Consider the following 16,926-nt stretch of genomic DNA (forward strand, 5'->3'; position numbering starts at 1 on the left):
ACACCAACAATTATATGTTATTTTTTATGTTTTTAAATCTTACCCTTTTTCCAATTTCTTTCATTTATCACCCTATTAATAATATTTTTTTCAAAAACGCACCACATATTTTCGTTTTTTAACGTTTATTGATTGCTTTTATTTTTATATTTGTTATAATTTAATCAGGCTTAAAGAATAAATTAAAAAAATAGCCTGATGATTTTAATTATGATTTATTAAATAAAAGTGTTTATTAATAATAAATATTTACAAAAGCAACAAAGTGTTGTCAAAGGAAGAAAAAACTTTATATGAATAAAAAAGAAGAACTTTTGCACATAAGTAGTCTTAATAAAGATGATGTTTTAAAATATTTAAAAACAAATGTTCATGGGCTTACCAATGAACAAACTATTCAAAGACAACAAATATATGGCAAAAATATTATTAAACAAAATCAATCTTTTCACTTTTGGAAACAATTCATCAAACAATTTACATCTGTAATGGCGATTTTATTATGGATTGCTGCTTTTTTTTCTTTTTGTCTTGGTCATGAGCATTACAGGATAGGTGTGGCTATTGTTTTAGTAATTGTGATTAATGGTTTATTTTCTTTTTCACAAGAATATAAAGCTGATAAAGTATTATCTTCTTTAGGTAAAATGATTCCTAAAAAAGTACAAGTTTATAGAGAACAAAAAAATGAAATGATCGATGTAACTGAATTAACTATTGGAGATGTGATCTTTTTAGAAACCGGAACTCAAGTACCAGTGGATGCTCGTATTATTCAAGCTAATAGTTTTTTTGTTGATAATTCTATGTTATCAGGGGAAACCATTCCTTTAAACCGTAATGAATCCCCTAATAATCGCCATGATTATTCTATTGCTGAAATTCCTAATTTAGTTTACGCCGGCACAACAGTTACTCAAGGAAGTTGTTTGGCTGTAGTTTATGCTATTGGTAACGATACTCAAATTGGAGAAGTTTCTAGTTTGTCTCAAACTATTGATAAAGGACGCAGTATTTTAGATCAAGAAATGCAACATATTATGAAAAAAGTGAGCATCATCGCTACTTGTGCTGCCTCAATTGCTTTTACTATTTCCTTTTTTAAAGGAGCAGATGTTTTTTCAAAAGCTAATTTTAAATACGCAGTCATTGCTGCTGTAGGAATGTTAGTTGCTAATATTCCTGAAGGTTTATTACCAACAGTTAATTTGACTTTGGCAATTGGTTCTCAAAGAATGGCTAAGCAAAATGCTTTAATTAAAAAAATTACTTCTTTAGAAACCTTAAGTTCGACTACTGTTATTTGTACTGATAAAACAGGTACTTTAACACAAAATCAATTAACAGTTAGAAAAATTTTAACTCCAGATATTTTAATCAAATTTGCTGGTTCTGGTTATAATGATCAAGAACGATATCAACCTTCTTCCGATCAAATGTTTGCTCAAAAAGGAATTGAAAAATTTTTAGTAGCCTCTATTTTATGTTCTGAAGCTAAATTGATTTCTTTAGACAAAAAACCTAATCAATTCAATTTAATTGGTAATCCAACTGAAGGAGCTTTATTAATTGCTGCTAAAAAATATGGTTATAATTTAGAAAGCGTCCAAAAAAGTGTTAATATTTTAAAATTAAATCCTTTTACCTCAGAACGTAAAAAAATGAGTATTTTAGTTAAAAATAATCATGAAAAAGTGTATGACCTTAATTCAGAATATTTATTCATTAAAGGTGCTCCTAATACTATTTTAGAACAATGTCAAATGCAATATAAAAATCAGAAAGTCAATCCTTTTACTCAAGAAGAGAAAGTCTCTTTTTTAAAACATAACGATAATTTTGCCAGTCAAGGTTACCGCGTGTTAGCGCTTGCATATAAAAAAATTGAGCAAAATCAACCCTTAGAAGAAGATATGGTTTTCTTAGGTTTTGCTGTTAATTATGATCCACCAAGAGAAGAAGTTAAAGAAGCTGTTTATAACTTGACTCAATCAGGACTTAAAATTACTATTATTACAGGAGATTATGGTTTAACTGCAGCTGCTATAGGTAAGCAAATAGGAATTATTAAAGATGATTTTATTGGCTTAGATGGTGTAGAAGTTGAAAAAATGACTATGGAACAATTACAAAAAACTTTAAAAAGTAATAAACCAGTAATCTTTTCACGTACTACTCCAAAACATAAATTAAAAATAGTTCAAGCTTATCGTAATAATGGTGAAATCGTAGGTGTTACTGGTGATGGTGTGAATGATATTTTAGCCCTTAAAGCAGCTCATATTGGTATTGCTATGGGTAAATCAGGAACTGATGTGGCTCGTAATGCTGCTGATATGATTTTGTTAGATGATAACTTTGCTACTATTTCCAAAGCTGTCTTAGAAGGTCGCTGTATTTATGAAAATATTAAAAAATTTATTACTTATGTTTTTGCTTCTAATATTCCTCAAATCTTCCCTTTCCTGGCAATGGCTTTTTTAGGGATTACAGAATCTTATTTATATGTTTTACATATTTTAGCTATTGATCTTTTAACTGACTTAATTCCTGCGATTGCTTTAGGAGCTGAAAAAACTGATTCTAGTTTATTAATTCAAAAACCTCGTAGCAAACATGATCATTTAATGGATGATAAAGTATTAAAAAGAAGTTATGGCTTTTTAGGTATAGTCGAAGGTATTGTTTCTTTATCATTATTTTTAATTTTTCACAAAATACTTAACCAAAGTTTCATATTATCCTCTACTATGGCTTTTGGAGCTGTTATTTTTGCACAAGTAGGTAATGCTTTTGCGTGTCGTTCCAATAAATTTTATTTTTGGCAAACATTAAAAAAACCAAATAAAATATTATATTACGGTATTTTAATAGAAATATTATTCTTTATCTTAATTACACAAATTCAATTTTTAAGTAATATTTTTCACACCGAAACACTTGCTTTAAAGGATTATTTGTGGTTTATCTTATGTCCTATTATCCTTTTATTATTTGATACTATTTGGAAAAAAGTTTTTGTTTTTAATAAAAAGAATCCTCAATTATAAAAATTATTTTAATTTAAGAATTTCTTTTTAGTCACTGCATTAATATTTATATTTTCAAAGAGAATCTTCGGAATCTCTTTTTTATTTTTTTTCTTGTCTCTCCCCTCTTCATTTTTATCCTTGAGTCCTCTTTGGTTTTACTCCTCAAAATATTTTTATATGTTATAATTAAATTGTATTATATATTATAAAATCCCATAAATAATAGATTTAAAAAAATAGAAAGGTTTTTATGTCAATTAGTAAACGAAATCATAAAGAACAAACAATATCTAAGAAATCTCCTATTGCCTACATTAAGAAAACACTATTGATCATTTTTGATATTTTTCTTTTTTATTTATTAATTGTTGTTGTAGGCCAACTCTTCTTTCCCAAGTATTCAACTAAATGGCTAGGGATTTCTGCTTTTTCTGTTGCTTCAGGAAGTATGGAACCCTATATTAAAGGACCCCCTAAGAAAAATCCAGATGCCTATGGTGATTTTGTTTTTATTAAAGGAATTTGGGATCCTACTAAATTAAAACCCGTAGGAGGAACAAGAACAACCAATCCTGAAAACAAACCTAAAAGAAAAAACGATCAAGATGGTGATATTGTAGTTTTTGAAAACCCTTTTTATGAACTAGACCCATGGAGTGAAGAGAACCCAAATGGTCAAAACAAGCTTATTATTCATCGAATCATCTATAATGATCCGGATAAGAAAATAATTGGCACTTGGGGCGATGCCAATTCCTGCCAATCAGAATGTGAAGAAAAAATCCCTTATGATAAAATTGTGGGTAAATATATTTTTAAAGACTCTCACATTATACCTAATCTTAAAACTTTTTTAAAACAATATTGGTATTATTTTCCCTTAGTTGGCATTTATTTGATTATATTTTTTTATTTCATCCGCACTATTATTAAAAATAAAGAATAGTTGTAAAATTGCCTAATTTTTAAAAATCAAAAATTTCAAAGGAACAAATAATGTGGCAAAAAATAATCTCTTTAGAACAAAAGAAACTTTATTTTCAAAAAAAAGTTAAATTTTTACAACAAGAATATTTGAATAATAAAATTATTTACCCTGATCAAAAAGATATTTTTGCAGCCTTTCATTTAACTCCTTTTGAAAAAGTAAAAGTAGTTCTCTTAGGTCAAGATCCCTATCATGGATCTAATCAAGCTCATGGTTTATCTTTTAGCATTAAATCCTTACATAGACCTCCCAGTCTTAATAATATTTTTAAAGAATTAAACAATGATTTGCAAATCAATAATCATAAAAATGATTTAACTTCATGGGCTTTACAAGGAGTTTTATTACTTAATACTATTTTAACAGTTCAAAAAGACCAACCCCTAAGTCATCATAATATCGGTTGGCAAACGTTTACTAAAAATATTTTTAAAGCTTTACAAACTAAAAAAAATATAGTATATCTTTTATGGGGGAAATTTGCTCAAAACTATCAAAAATACATTATCAAAGAAAATAATTATATTATCAAAAGTTCTCATCCTTCTCCCTTTTCTGCTTTTAAAAATTTTTTTGGTTCTAAACCATTTTCCAAAATTAATATTTATTTAAAATTTCATGGAATTAAAGAAATTAATTGGGTTCTTTAGATCCTTTAGATATAATTTTTTTGTATTCTTTTTTTTTATCCTTAAAAAGTTATTTATATTTATTCTTCTTTCCTCTTTCCTCATCAATTTTAATTTTACAATCAATAATATTATTATAAAATAAAAGAAAACTAAGGTTTATCATTTATGAATACAAAACAACGTTTTTTTGAAAAAATTAGCATTTACGAACATCAAGCAATTAATCTCCCTAAAAGACAAACTCAAATGAGTGCTGGATATGATTTTGAAGCTGCTCAAAATTGTGAAATCCCTTCTCAAACAGTTATTTTAGTTCCTACTGGAATTAAAGCTTCTTTTCCTCAAGATGAAGTTTTATTAATTTATATTAGGTCTTCTATTCCTTTGAAAAAAAAATTAATAATGGTTAATGGAGTTGGAGTAATTGACAGCGATTACTATCACAATATTAAAAACGAAGGACATATTTTAATCCCTTTATATAATTTTTCAAATCAAACAGTTAAGATTACCAAAGGAGAAAGAATCGCACAAGGTCTTTTTCAAAATGTATTACTAAGTACCAAAGAAGCAACTCCTTCATCATTAAGAAAAGGAGGTTTTGGTAGCACAACTCATAAAAATTGATTTTACTATCATAAAACTATCATTATATGAACCAAAATATGCTAAAATATTTTAGGAAAAAAGATATTTTTTTATTTTTCATGATGATGTTTTGTTTTTTTGATATTTTATGATTTGTTATATTTTTTATATTTTTTTTCATTTATTCTTCTTTTCTTCTATTAACAAATTAATTATAATACCATTTTAAAAAAAATATAAAAACAAATTAAAAAAAATATTTTTACTTGTTACAATATTTATAGCAAAATAGCAAAAAGCAAATTGTAATCATTTATTATTTATATCGCAAATACCAAAAAAGGAGTTTTTTTAACAAAAATGGCAGTAGTTACAATGAAACAATTATTAGAATCAGGAGTTCATTTTGGTCACGCTACTAGAAAATGGAATCCGAAAATGAAAAATTATATTTTTACTTCAAGAAATGGAATTCACATTATTGACCTTAAAAAAACCTCAGAAAAAATTGAACAAAATTATCAAGAATTATTAAAAATGATTGCAGAAGGAGGCAAAATTTTATTTTTAGGAACTAAAAAACAAATCCAAACATCTATTAAAGAAGAATCACAACGTTCCCAACAATACTACATTACTCAACGTTGGTTGGGGGGGACTTTAACTAATTTTAACACTATTTTAAAACGTATTCAATTGCTTCACACCTTATACAAAGAAGAAGAAGATGGAATTTGGCAAAAATTACCTAAAAAAGAAGTAGTTAAATTAAAAAAAAAAAGAGATAAATTAGAAAAATTTTTAGGCGGCATTAAAGACATGAAAGAATTACCTCAAGGTCTTTTTGTAATCGACCCTGAAAAAGAAAAGATTGCAATCGCAGAAGCTCGTAAATTAAATATTAAAATTTTTGGTATTGTTGACACTAATTGTAATCCTGATTTAGTTGATTATATTATTCCTGCTAATGATGATGCTATTAGAGGAGTTAAATTAATAACTTGGGCTATAGCTAATGCTTGTATTGAAGGAGCTGGTGGAGTTCCTGAAAAACCAGAACAATTTGATGCTAAAAATGCATTAAAACCTCAAACTTTTAACAATGCAAATTCACACCACAGAAGACCTTATCAAGACAAAGTTAGAAAATCATCTTAATTGTTTGATTGACAAAATAAAAAAATGGTTATAATTAAATAACTAATTTTGCATTTTTTAAAAACAAACAACATGTCTTAAGTGTTTGATCACGCAAAACACGCAAAATATAAATGTTTACAAAAATCAAAAAGCACTAAATTAATCAAAAAGCATTTTTTTCTTTTTACCAAAAATAACAACAACATTATTTTAAAAACCAAAATAAAAGGAGCAAAAATGAAAATTACAATAAACATGATTAAAGAATTGAGGCAAAAAACTCATGTAAGTATGATTGAATGTAAAAAATCTTTAGAAAAAACCTCAGGAAATATTGAAAAAGCAATTGTTTTGTTAAGAGAAAAAGGAATTATTAAAGCATCTCAAAAACAACACCGTATTACTGATGAAGGATTGATTAATATTATTATTGATCAAAATAATGCTTTTTTATATGAATTAAATTCAGAAACTGATTTTGTCGCCAAAAACGAACACTTTCAACAATTAGTTAAAATTATAGGAAAAACAATTCTTCAAAAACAACTACAAACAGTAGAAGATATTTTATCTACTACATATCAAAATAAAAAAATAAAAAATTTGATTTTAGAAAAAATATCCATTTTAGGAGAAACAATTACTCTTAAACGAGTTTTAAAAATTACTAAAAAAGATCAAGAATGTTTTGGGACTTACAAACATCAAGGAGGACGAATTTCTGTTTTAACCATCCTTAAAAACAATTGTACTTTAGTTGCTGAAGATATTGCTATGCATATAGCAGCAGTAGAACCGAAATTTTTAACCTTTGATCAAATTGATCCTCAATTCATAAAGTTAGAAAAAAATATTTTACAAAAGCAAACTGAAAAAGAACTTTTAGGCAAAAAACCTTTACATATTTTAGATAAAATAGTACAAGAGCGTTTAAACAAGATTTTAAGAGACCATTGTTTGTTAGAACAATTTTTTATTAAAAACCCTAAACAAAAAATAAAAGATTATCTAAAAGAAAATCAAACAGATGTTACCTATTTTATTCGTTGGGCAATCACTAATTAATTATGATAATTTTTTTTACAAACAAAAAAAAACCTTTGAAATTATTTTTTTTCAAGGTTCATGAAACAAGGTTTTGGCATGTATAAAAAAATTCTTTTAAAATTAAGTGGCGAATCCTTGAAAGGAAATTCCCTTTATGGCATTGATCCTCTAACTATTAAAAAAATTGCTTTAGAAATTAAAGAAGTTAAAGACTTAGGGGTTCAAATTGCTATCATTGTAGGAGCAGGTAATCTTTGGCGCGGTCGTATCGGAGAAGAATTAGGAATGGATCGTTCTCAAGCTGATTACATGGGGATGCTAGGAACTATTATGAATTCTTTAGCTTTACAAGATGCTTTAGAGCAAACCCAAACAATTACACGAGTTATGACTGCTTTCCCTGTTTCTGCAGTGGCAGAACCTTATATCCGTCGTAAGGCTATTCGTCATTTAGAAAAAGGAAGAGTAATTATTTTAGGAGCAGGAGCTGGATCTCCTTATTTTTCAACCGATACTGCTGCTGCTTTAAGAGCTGCTGAATTACATATTGATATCATTTTAATGGCTAAAAACAATATTGAAGGTGTTTATAATAAAGATCCAAAGAAACACAATGATGCTATTTTGTTAAAAACTATGAAACATGAGCAAATTTTATCACAAAGACTTTCTGTTATGGATATTACAGCTGCTTCTCTTTGTTTAGAAAATGATATCGATATTATCGTTTTTAATATGCTTCAAACAGGAAATATTAAAAAAGCGGTTTTACAAAAAGAAATTGGTACTATTATTAGTTCAAAAGGAGATTCATAAGGATGGAACAACAAACTCAAGAAATTCTTACATTAATTGAAAATAAAATGTCACAAGCCCAAAACATTATGTTAAAAAAATTTGCTGATATTCGCACTGGAACAGCTAATCCTAATATTTTAAATAAATTAACTATTAATTATTATGGAATACCTACTCCTTTAAAAACATTAACCTCAATCAGTGTTTCTGAAGGAAATCAATTAAACATTAAACCATATGAAAAAACTTTAATTCCAGCTATTAAAAAATCAATTTTAGCCTCTGATTTAGGAATTACTCCTGAAACAGATGGTGTTATTTTAAGACTTATTTTTCCTAAGACAACTGAAGAAAAAAGAAAAACTTTAATGAAAGAAGTTGAAAAAATAGCTGAAAAAACCAAAGTAGCAATAAGAAACATTCGTCGTGATGGTAATGATAAAATTAAAAAAATGGCACTTACTAAAGATTTAGAAAATTTAAGTTTAAATAAAATTCAAATTTTAACTGATAAAAACATTAAAATTATCGATAACGAAATTGTTAATAAAAATAAAGAACTTTTAAAATCTTAGTTGTTTATTAGTGTTTTTTTATAATCATCCAATAGGAGGTTTATTATGATAAAAAAAAGAATAATAACTGCTTGCGTTTTAGTATTATGTTCTTTCTTCTTTTATTATTTGCCTCTTTATATGAAAATTATAACATTTCTTCCTTTAACCATAAAAGGAACACAAGAAATGTTAATTTTATTTCATCATTCCCATAGCAAAACTAATAAAAATCAGCTTTGGGATCGCTTTGGAGTAGTCTTTTTATTCACCTCATTATTTTTTATCAGTGTTTTGATTATATTTAATTCCTTCCATCTTTTACCCCAATCATTTATCCCCGAAATCAAACCAAAATTTTCCTTTTTTCTTTTGTTTTATCCTTTCATTTTATTTTTATTGGCTTTTGTATTTTTACCTTCTTACAACACTTCAGATATTAGTAAAACTTTTTTAATTATGATTTATGTTGGTGGTAGTATGGCATCTCTTTTAACTTTATTTTTATCACCCCTCCCATATTTACTTTTTTTTGTGTTAAATGTTGTTTTAACGGATTCTTTCGCCTTTTTAGCTCGTTTTCATAAACTTTTTCCGTTTTTAAATCTGGGTTTTTTAGTTCCACAATTAAGTCCTAAAAAAACAAAAAAAGGAGCTATTTTAGGAACTTTGGGCTCACCTTTAGCTACTTTTCTTTTTTTCTTAATAGTATCAAATTCCAACTCAGATTTTCAAATTCAACATTTTCTTTTATTTTTTATATTTGCTTTTTTAATTGCCATTATTTCTCAAATCAGTGATTTACTTGCTTCTAAATTTAAAAGAGAATATAACATTAAAGATTTTGGAAATCTTTTGCCAGGACATGGTGGTTTGTTAGATCGCTTTGATTCTTGGATATTTACTTCTTTTTTTGCCCTTTTTCTTTTTATTTCTTCCTCCCCTATTTTTAAAGTTAGTTTCCCAACATCTTAATTTGTATATAATTTAATACCTTTTCCTTTGTTGAAATTATGATATAATTTTATTTGTGAGTGATTTATATTAAAATTTCTTTTTTTGTTTTCTTTATTGATCTTTTTTTATCGTTTGATTGCTTCATATATTTGTAACATAAATTATTTATTAAAATCATATTAGATGTTTTTTTACCATTTTATGTTTATAGACTTTTGTAAACAAATCAACGAAGTAAATTCATTTTTTTTAAAATAATTTATCTTTTTGCAAAAAAATTAACATAAAAAGGAGTTATTTTATGAATTATCATCAAAGAACCAAGATTATCGCAGGTAATTGGAAGATGTATAAAAACAAAAATGAAGCTTTAAAGTTTATCCAAAAAATTAATGTTTTAATTCCAGATGCAACAAAAGTAGAAACTATGCTTTTTGCCCAAGCTACTTTATTAGATATTTTAGTTCAAAATCAAGGACCTAATTTAAAAATTGGTGCTCAAAATATGTTTTATGAAAACGAAGGCCCTTTTACAGGAGAAATCTCCCCTCTTAATCTAAAATCTTTAGGGGTTCAATGTGTTTTATTAGGTCATAACGAAAGAAGAGAATATTTCCAAGAAACAGATCAATTAATTAATAAAAAATTGTTACTAGCTCTTCAAAATGATTTACATCCTATTTTATGCTTAGGAGAAACTTTAACCATTAGAGAGCAAAATAAAACTAAACTCTTTTTAGAACAACAATTAACTCAAATTTTACAAGGTGTTTCCCTTGAATCGATGGATAAAATAACCATTGCTTATGAACCTATTTGGGCCATTGGTGCAGGTAAAAGCGCTAGTCCTGCTGATGCTAATAATACCATTAAGCAAATTAGAAATAAAATTGCCTCTTTATATTCAAAACAAACGTCAGAAACTGTAAGAATCATTTATGGTGGTTCTGTTTCTCCCGCAAATATTTTAAATATTTTAAAACAAAAAGAAATTGATGGTATTTTAGCAGGAAAATCAGCTTTAAAACCTGAAAATTTTTTATATTTTGTTACAACAACTTTGCAATATTCTATTCCTCATTCTCAAACACTTCATAATGAAAAATAATTTAAACCTCTTGTTGTTTGACTTGTTTCAAAAATAAACTTATTTATTAACTTTTTAATTTTAATTTCATTATTCATCGCAATATTATAAGGAGTTTTTTAACATGCAACAAAAAAAAAGGATGTTTTTTTTTGATATTGACGGAACCCTTTTAAGTTCTAAATATAAAAAGATTTTTTCTCAAACTACTAAAGCTATTAAAAAATTAGCACAAAATCCTAATAATATTTTAGGAATTGCTACTGGTAGAAACACAAAAAGAATAGATGTTTTAGGGGAATTACTCCCTTACTTTAAACATTTTATTTTATTTAACGGCGGTCTTACAAAAGTTAATGATAAGATTATTTATGATCGACCTTTTAACAAGGAAGTAGTTAAAGAGTTAATTCAAAAAGCTCATCAAGCTAAAATCCATATTGGTTTAACAGGAATGAATCAAGAAATTGTCCCTAGTAAGCAAGATTTGATCCCCACTTCATTGCAAGAAATGTATTGCACTAACAAAAATTCTTTAGTGGACCCTCAATTTCATTTACACAATAACATTTATCAAATTTGGCTATTCAAACCTAATCGTGAAAAATTAGAAACATTTATCAAAAACCTTAAAAACTTACAAATATATTATTGGAGAAGCGAAGGTGGTGTTGATTTAGTTCCTGAAAAAATTAATAAAACTTGCGGAATCGAACTTATTAAATCTTTATACCCTCAACATCAATTAATTTGTGTAGGAGATAGTTATAATGATGTTGATATGTTGAAATACGCTGATATTGGTATAGGAATGGACAACACTAATTGTCGCGAAATTAGAGATAATTCCACCCTTTTAGCACCTCATATTGATACTAACAAATTTTATGATTTTTTAAAAAAACAATGTTTAGTTTAATATTTTTTCCAGATAATCAAAATATTTAATTTATGAATTGTTTTTTAACAAATTTTAAAATTTGTTAGTTAAATAATTTAGCTGATTTATTTTTGAATTATAATGTTTTAAAAACATTAAAAAAAGTTAACTACCAAAAAAATAATTTATCCATATTTTGTCACTTTCATTTTATGAAACACAAAATATAAGAAAGGTTGTAGTGAAATGTTAACTTCAGATAAAAAAATTATTTTAAAAGCACATCAACAAGGATATGCAATAGTTCAAGTAAATATTAATAATTTAGAATGGGCCAAGGCAGCTTTACAAACAGCTGAAGAATTGAAATCTCCTGTTATCTTAGGAGTATCTGAGGGAGCCGCAAAATACATGGGTGGTTTAAAAACAGTTTTTGCCATGGTAAAAGAACTAGATGTTTTTTATAATGTGTCTGTTCCTGTGATCCTTCATTTAGATCATGGTTCTTATGATGGTGGATTAAAGGCTATTGATGCTGGCTTTACTTCAATTATGTTTGATGGCAGTCATTATGATTTTGAAACCAACTTACGCAAAACTAAAGAAATGACCAAAATATGTCATGATAAAGGGCTTTTAATAGAAGCGGAAGTAGGCGGCATTGGCGGAGAAGAAGATGGTATTGTTGGGAAAGGAGAAATAGCTGATCCTAAAGAATGCAAAAAAATAGCTGATTTAGGGGTCAATATGCTTGCTGCTGGAATCGGGAATGTTCATGGAAAATACCCTGATAATTGGCCTGGTCTTGATTTTAACATTTTTGCTAAAATTAGAAAATTAACTAAAAAACAAACACCTTTAGTTCTTCACGGAGGAACTGGGATTAAAGAAGACATGATCAAAAAAGCTATTTCTTTGGGAGTGGTAAAAATTAATGTTAACACAGAGTTTCAATTAGTTTTTGCTCAGGCAACGAGACAATATATTGAAGATAAAAAAGACTTAACTAATAAGGGGTTTGACCCTCGTAAATTATTAAATCCTGGTTTTTTAGCTATTAAAGAGTTAATGAAACATAAATTATCTCTTTTTGGCTCAATCAACAAGGCATAATTTCATATTTGTTTTGCTAAAAAAATTTTGTTGAATTCAAAATTTTACAAACAAGACAAACAATATATTTTTTATAAATTAACAAACAATATTTAACATTTTCAAAATTAAAAGGTGCTGATGTTATGAATTTATCATTAACCAATTTAAATGTTACCAATAAAAAAGTGTTATTAAGAGCAGATTTAAATGTTCCTTTAGAAAATAATATTATTACAGATGATAACAGAATTAAAACTATTTTGCCGACGCTAAAATATTTAATCCAAAATAAAAGCAAAATTATTATTTTCTCTCATTTAGGACGCATTAAAGATGAATCTCAAAAAAAACATTTTAGTTTACGAGTAATAGCTGATAAAATGTCACTTTATTTAAATCAAAAAGTATTTTTCGTCCCTCAAACTAAAGGTCCTCTTTTAGAACAAGCTATTAATAATTTATCTCCGGGTGATGTTTTGGTTGTAGAAAATACTCGTTTTGAAGATTTAAATCAAAAAAAAGAAAGTAAAAATAATCCTGAATTAGGGAAATATTGGGCTTCTTTAGGAGATGTTTTTGTCAATGATGCTTTTGGAACTTGCCATCGAACTCATGCTTCTAATGTTGGGATTGCCACTAACATTAAAGAAAAATGTTTTGGTTTTTTAGTTGAAAAAGAGATTAATTTCATTAAAAAAATTATCCATCAACCACAAAAACCATTAGTAGCTATTTTGGGAGGTTCTAAAGTGTCAGATAAAATTGAACTTATTAAAAATCTTTTAAAAAAAGTTGATTATCTTTTAATTGGTGGCGGTATGAGTTATACTTTTTTAAAAACTCAAGGTTTTAACATCGGAACTAGTTTATTAGAAGAAGATAAAATACCTTTAGTTAAACAGTTATTAGCATCTCCAGAAGGTCAAAAAATAATTTTACCTAAAGATTTTGTTTGTAGCCAAGAATTTTCTCCAAATGCTCCAACTTCTATTTATCAGTATTTTAATATTCCTGATAATTTCATGGGACTTGATATAGGACCTACAACTATTGAACTTTTCAAAAGTTATTTGCAAAAAGCAAAAACCATTGTTTGGAATGGCCCTGTAGGTGTTTTTGAATTTGAAAAATTTAGCCAAGGAACTAAGTCTTTAGCTAAAATAATTAGTAATTTGCCTCCAACAACAACCACTATTATTGGTGGCGGCGATAGTGCAGCAGCTGTTTTTAAATTTGGTTTAGAAAAGCATTTTAGTCATATTTCAACTGGTGGAGGGGCATTTTTAGAGTTTTTAGAAGAAAAGCCAATGCCAGGATTAGCTTGCATTATAAACAAATTAAAATTTTAATATTTTTTTAATTTTAAAAAATAAAAAAAGAGGTTTAAAAAATTATGAAAGTACGAGTAGCAATTAATGGTTTTGGTCGAATTGGTAAATTATCCTTTCGTCTTATTTTTGGAAATCCTAAATTTCAAGTAGTAGCTATTAATGATTTGGCAAATTTAGAAACTATTTCTTATTTATTAAAATACGATAGTATGCAAAAAACTTATAAAGTAAATGATATTAGTTATCAAGATAATTATTTAGTAGTTGAGGGACAAAAAATTCCTGTATTTCAAGAAAAAAATCCTCAAGATTTACCTTGGAGTTCTTTAAAAGTTGATATCGTTTTAGAATGTACAGGATTTTTCACAAATAAAGAAAAAGCATCTTTACATTTAAAAGCTGGTGCTAACAAAGTTTTAATTAGTTCTCCCGCCAATGATGATGTTAAAACTATTGTTTATAACGTTAATGATCATACCTTAAACAAAGATGATACAATTGTCAGTGGAGCTTCATGTACTACTAACTGTTTAGCGCCAATTGTTAAAGTATTAAATGATTGTTTTGGCATCAAACAAGCTTTTATGACTACTGTTCATAGTTATACTAGTGATCAATCTTTAATAGATCAAAATCACCCTAAAGGAATTTGGACACGACGTGGTAGAGCAGCTGCTTTTAATATGGTTCCAAGTTCTACTGGAGCAGCTAAAGCTATTGGTTTAGTTATTCCGGAATTAAAAGGGAAATTAGATGGCACAGCAATTCGAGTTCCTACTATTACGGGTTCTTTAGTTGATTTAACAGCAGAATTAAACAAAGAAGTGACTATAGAAGAAGTTAACACCATTTTGAAACAAAGCGCTAACGAAACATTAGCTTTCGTTACAGACCCTATTGTATCATCGGATGTTGTAGGAACTACTTATGGTTCTTTATATGATGCTAATACTTTACAAATTTTAAAAGATAATCCAAGATTTATTAAATTAATGTCTTGGTATGATAATGAAATGAGTTATGTTAATCAATTAGTAAGATTGTTACATAAAGTAGCAAGTTTGGTTTAACTTTTTTATTGGCTAAAATTACATAAAATATATAAATTTAATTCAAGTATAAAAAACAAACTATTATAAAATAGTTTGTTTTTTATATAATTTTAAACAATTAATTATTAATTAAAAAACACTTAATTTTGAATTATTTAATTGTTTTCTAATGCACTTCATATTGAGAAATAACCATAAACACATCAAAAATACAAGAAGAACAAAAAACCATGATTTTAATTAATAAATTAAACCAATCAAAATAATTGTTGTGAATGAAAATAAAATCTTTTACTTTTAAAGTAGCTATTTTTTATTTTAAAATATTTTATGACATGGGCTTTAATTTAAAAAAAATAGTTGCCGCTTTTATTTTGTAATTCAATAATATATTGAAATCCATCTAACCAACTGTTTTAGCAATATAAGTCATTCTTTTAATTGCATAATGATCAATTTTATAAAATAATTCTGAAGTATTTATAAATTCGTCTTTATTTTCTATAAAATGGTAAAAAACTAAAATAATTATTAAGTTCGCTTATAACTGTTATTATTGAAAACATTAAAACTAGTGATAATTATTATCAATAATATAATTTTTTTGTTTCAAATAAATAAATTTTTTTTAATTTTAAACTTAAACCAAATGATTTTCAGTAAAACAATTAACAATAAAACAATTACCAAAAAAAAAAAAAAACAAAATAAACATATCAAATTTATTAAATGATTACATTTTCTTTTTTTGTTTAGATTCGTTTTCAAGTTGAAAACCAAGACTATTATTTTTTTGAAAATTCTTCTATTTCGTCTACAGTTGTAATCTCTTTTAGTTGCGCAATTAATCCACTAATTCTTGAGCTTTAAAAAAAACTTCTTGAAAAGAATAGGTGATAATTAAAAAAAGTTATTTTTCCTATTTTTAATATTATTAAAATAATAATAAAATTACCATTTAAATTAATTATCAAATTAATTAAAAGATTTAATATAAATCAAAGTCGCTTATTAAACCATCTGTTGAACCATCAATTAAAACCAATATTCTTGATAAAACTGATTTAATTAAATTACAAAAAAAGATATCTGAGTTAGAATATAAACTTAATTTACAAAAAACAAAAAAAGAAATAATATTATTAAACCTTTAAATAATCAAAATTATAATCAAAGAGGTAAATAAAAATAAAAATCGATAATCAAAAAAAATCAAAAAATATTATCTTTATCGTTTGGGGTTTATTTATTACTGGAACTATTCTTTTTTTATTAATCATTCTTTTATTAGCTATTAATAAAAATCAAACTAAAACTGAAAACCCAAACCAACAAGAACAAGAAACTGTTGAAAATCAATCTAATATTCCATCCCCAGAGGAACAAGCAAAAACATATAATGCTATTATGGCCAAAGTTGATAAAGAAATTGATGTATTAACTACAACTAAAAATGTTATTTTTCAACCAGATGGAAAAACAATTAAATATATTGATGAATATGACAAAAATACTGGTTTTATAATCAAAACCACCAAATATCAAAATGATGGTGAAACAATTGAATATATTGATGAATGTGACAAAAATACTGGTTTTATAATCAAATCCACTAGATATCAAGATGATGGAAAAACAATTAGTCATATTGAAGATGCTAGACAAAATAGGTTAATATATGAATAAAAAAAGAAAAATTATTGTAAAAATATGGATTATAGTAATTGTAATTATTTTTTTAATTC

At 26.3% G+C, this 16,926-nt stretch carries 15 protein-coding genes; all 15 read left to right on the forward strand.

Features of this window, described 5'->3' with window-relative positions; all coding sequences use genetic code 11:
* The first annotated feature begins 293 nt into the window (after nt 1-293).
* The 15 genes from J8J04_RS02130 to J8J04_RS03190 all read left to right on the forward strand — a co-directional run bounded on the left by J8J04_RS02130 (nt 294) and on the right by J8J04_RS03190 (nt 16,867).
* Entirely contained in the window at nt 294-3,050 is a 2,757-nt protein-coding gene (locus J8J04_RS02130) for a cation-translocating P-type ATPase (protein WP_212331772.1), read from the forward strand.
* A gap of 232 nt (nt 3,051-3,282) precedes the next feature.
* The gene (locus tag J8J04_RS02135; RefSeq protein ID WP_212331775.1) at nt 3,283-3,978 is read left to right on the forward strand and encodes a S26 family signal peptidase; all 696 of its coding nucleotides are present in this window, start codon (nt 3,283-3,285) and stop codon (nt 3,976-3,978) included.
* Nucleotides 3,979-4,010: 32 nt separating this feature from the next.
* Complete coding sequence (locus J8J04_RS02140) at nt 4,011-4,670, forward strand: uracil-DNA glycosylase (RefSeq protein ID WP_308705540.1); 660 nt, start codon at nt 4,011-4,013, stop codon at nt 4,668-4,670.
* 147 nt (nt 4,671-4,817) lie between these two features.
* The gene (dut, locus tag J8J04_RS02145; RefSeq protein ID WP_212331783.1) at nt 4,818-5,279 is read left to right on the forward strand and encodes a dUTP diphosphatase; all 462 of its coding nucleotides are present in this window, start codon (nt 4,818-4,820) and stop codon (nt 5,277-5,279) included.
* A 321-nt stretch (nt 5,280-5,600) separates the two neighbouring features.
* Nucleotides 5,601-6,398 (forward strand): 30S ribosomal protein S2, encoded by a 798-nt coding sequence (gene rpsB, locus J8J04_RS02150; protein WP_212331785.1) that lies wholly within the window; start codon nt 5,601-5,603, stop codon nt 6,396-6,398.
* A 219-nt stretch (nt 6,399-6,617) separates the two neighbouring features.
* Nucleotides 6,618-7,445, forward strand: a complete 828-nt coding sequence (gene tsf, locus J8J04_RS02155) for a translation elongation factor Ts (RefSeq protein WP_212331787.1) — start codon at nt 6,618-6,620, stop codon at nt 7,443-7,445.
* A gap of 78 nt (nt 7,446-7,523) precedes the next feature.
* Nucleotides 7,524-8,243, forward strand: a complete 720-nt coding sequence (gene pyrH, locus J8J04_RS02160) for a UMP kinase (RefSeq protein WP_212331789.1) — start codon at nt 7,524-7,526, stop codon at nt 8,241-8,243.
* A 2-nt stretch (nt 8,244-8,245) separates the two neighbouring features.
* Nucleotides 8,246-8,800, forward strand: coding sequence for a ribosome recycling factor (frr, locus tag J8J04_RS02165; protein WP_212331792.1), 555 nt, complete (start codon nt 8,246-8,248; stop codon nt 8,798-8,800).
* A gap of 45 nt (nt 8,801-8,845) precedes the next feature.
* Nucleotides 8,846-9,754: a phosphatidate cytidylyltransferase gene (locus J8J04_RS02170; protein ID WP_212331794.1), complete on the forward strand. Its 909-nt coding sequence runs from the start codon at nt 8,846-8,848 to the stop codon at nt 9,752-9,754.
* Nucleotides 9,755-10,037: 283 nt separating this feature from the next.
* Complete coding sequence (gene tpiA / locus J8J04_RS02175) at nt 10,038-10,844, forward strand: triose-phosphate isomerase (protein WP_212331796.1); 807 nt, start codon at nt 10,038-10,040, stop codon at nt 10,842-10,844.
* A 103-nt stretch (nt 10,845-10,947) separates the two neighbouring features.
* Nucleotides 10,948-11,742 (forward strand): HAD-IIB family hydrolase, encoded by a 795-nt coding sequence (locus tag J8J04_RS02180; protein WP_212331799.1) that lies wholly within the window; start codon nt 10,948-10,950, stop codon nt 11,740-11,742.
* A 207-nt stretch (nt 11,743-11,949) separates the two neighbouring features.
* Nucleotides 11,950-12,816, forward strand: a complete 867-nt coding sequence (gene fba / locus J8J04_RS02185) for a class II fructose-1,6-bisphosphate aldolase (protein WP_212331802.1) — start codon at nt 11,950-11,952, stop codon at nt 12,814-12,816.
* Nucleotides 12,817-12,941: 125 nt separating this feature from the next.
* Nucleotides 12,942-14,147 (forward strand): phosphoglycerate kinase, encoded by a 1,206-nt coding sequence (locus tag J8J04_RS02190; protein WP_212331806.1) that lies wholly within the window; start codon nt 12,942-12,944, stop codon nt 14,145-14,147.
* Between the two features lie 44 nt (nt 14,148-14,191).
* Nucleotides 14,192-15,199 carry a type I glyceraldehyde-3-phosphate dehydrogenase gene (gene gap / locus J8J04_RS02195; RefSeq protein WP_212331820.1) on the forward strand — a complete coding sequence of 336 codons (1,008 nt, stop codon included), beginning with the start codon at nt 14,192-14,194 and terminating at the stop codon, nt 15,197-15,199.
* 1,389 nt (nt 15,200-16,588) lie between these two features.
* Complete coding sequence (locus tag J8J04_RS03190; protein WP_225885827.1) at nt 16,589-16,867, forward strand: DUF2963 domain-containing protein; 279 nt, start codon at nt 16,589-16,591, stop codon at nt 16,865-16,867.
* The last annotated feature ends 59 nt before the right edge of the window (nt 16,868-16,926 follow it).

It is taken from the genome of 'Fragaria x ananassa' phyllody phytoplasma, assembly GCF_018274325.1.
Taxonomy (GTDB): domain Bacteria; phylum Bacillota_I; class Bacilli_A; order Acholeplasmatales; family Acholeplasmataceae; genus Phytoplasma.

Coding starts and splice junctions, on each gene's coding strand:
- gap (WP_212331820.1), top strand. CDS start 14,192: ATGAAAGTACGAGTAGCAATTAATGGTTTTGGTCGAATTGGTAAATTA.
- pyrH (WP_212331789.1), top strand. CDS start 7,524: ATGTATAAAAAAATTCTTTTAAAATTAAGTGGCGAATCCTTGAAAGGA.
- J8J04_RS02130 (WP_212331772.1), top strand. CDS start 294: ATGAATAAAAAAGAAGAACTTTTGCACATAAGTAGTCTTAATAAAGAT.
- fba (WP_212331802.1), top strand. CDS start 11,950: ATGTTAACTTCAGATAAAAAAATTATTTTAAAAGCACATCAACAAGGA.
- J8J04_RS02170 (WP_212331794.1), top strand. CDS start 8,846: ATGATAAAAAAAAGAATAATAACTGCTTGCGTTTTAGTATTATGTTCT.
- dut (WP_212331783.1), top strand. CDS start 4,818: ATGAATACAAAACAACGTTTTTTTGAAAAAATTAGCATTTACGAACAT.
- J8J04_RS03190 (WP_225885827.1), top strand. CDS start 16,589: ATGGCCAAAGTTGATAAAGAAATTGATGTATTAACTACAACTAAAAAT.
- tpiA (WP_212331796.1), top strand. CDS start 10,038: ATGAATTATCATCAAAGAACCAAGATTATCGCAGGTAATTGGAAGATG.
- tsf (WP_212331787.1), top strand. CDS start 6,618: ATGAAAATTACAATAAACATGATTAAAGAATTGAGGCAAAAAACTCAT.
- J8J04_RS02180 (WP_212331799.1), top strand. CDS start 10,948: ATGCAACAAAAAAAAAGGATGTTTTTTTTTGATATTGACGGAACCCTT.
- J8J04_RS02190 (WP_212331806.1), top strand. CDS start 12,942: ATGAATTTATCATTAACCAATTTAAATGTTACCAATAAAAAAGTGTTA.
- J8J04_RS02135 (WP_212331775.1), top strand. CDS start 3,283: ATGTCAATTAGTAAACGAAATCATAAAGAACAAACAATATCTAAGAAA.
- frr (WP_212331792.1), top strand. CDS start 8,246: ATGGAACAACAAACTCAAGAAATTCTTACATTAATTGAAAATAAAATG.
- rpsB (WP_212331785.1), top strand. CDS start 5,601: ATGGCAGTAGTTACAATGAAACAATTATTAGAATCAGGAGTTCATTTT.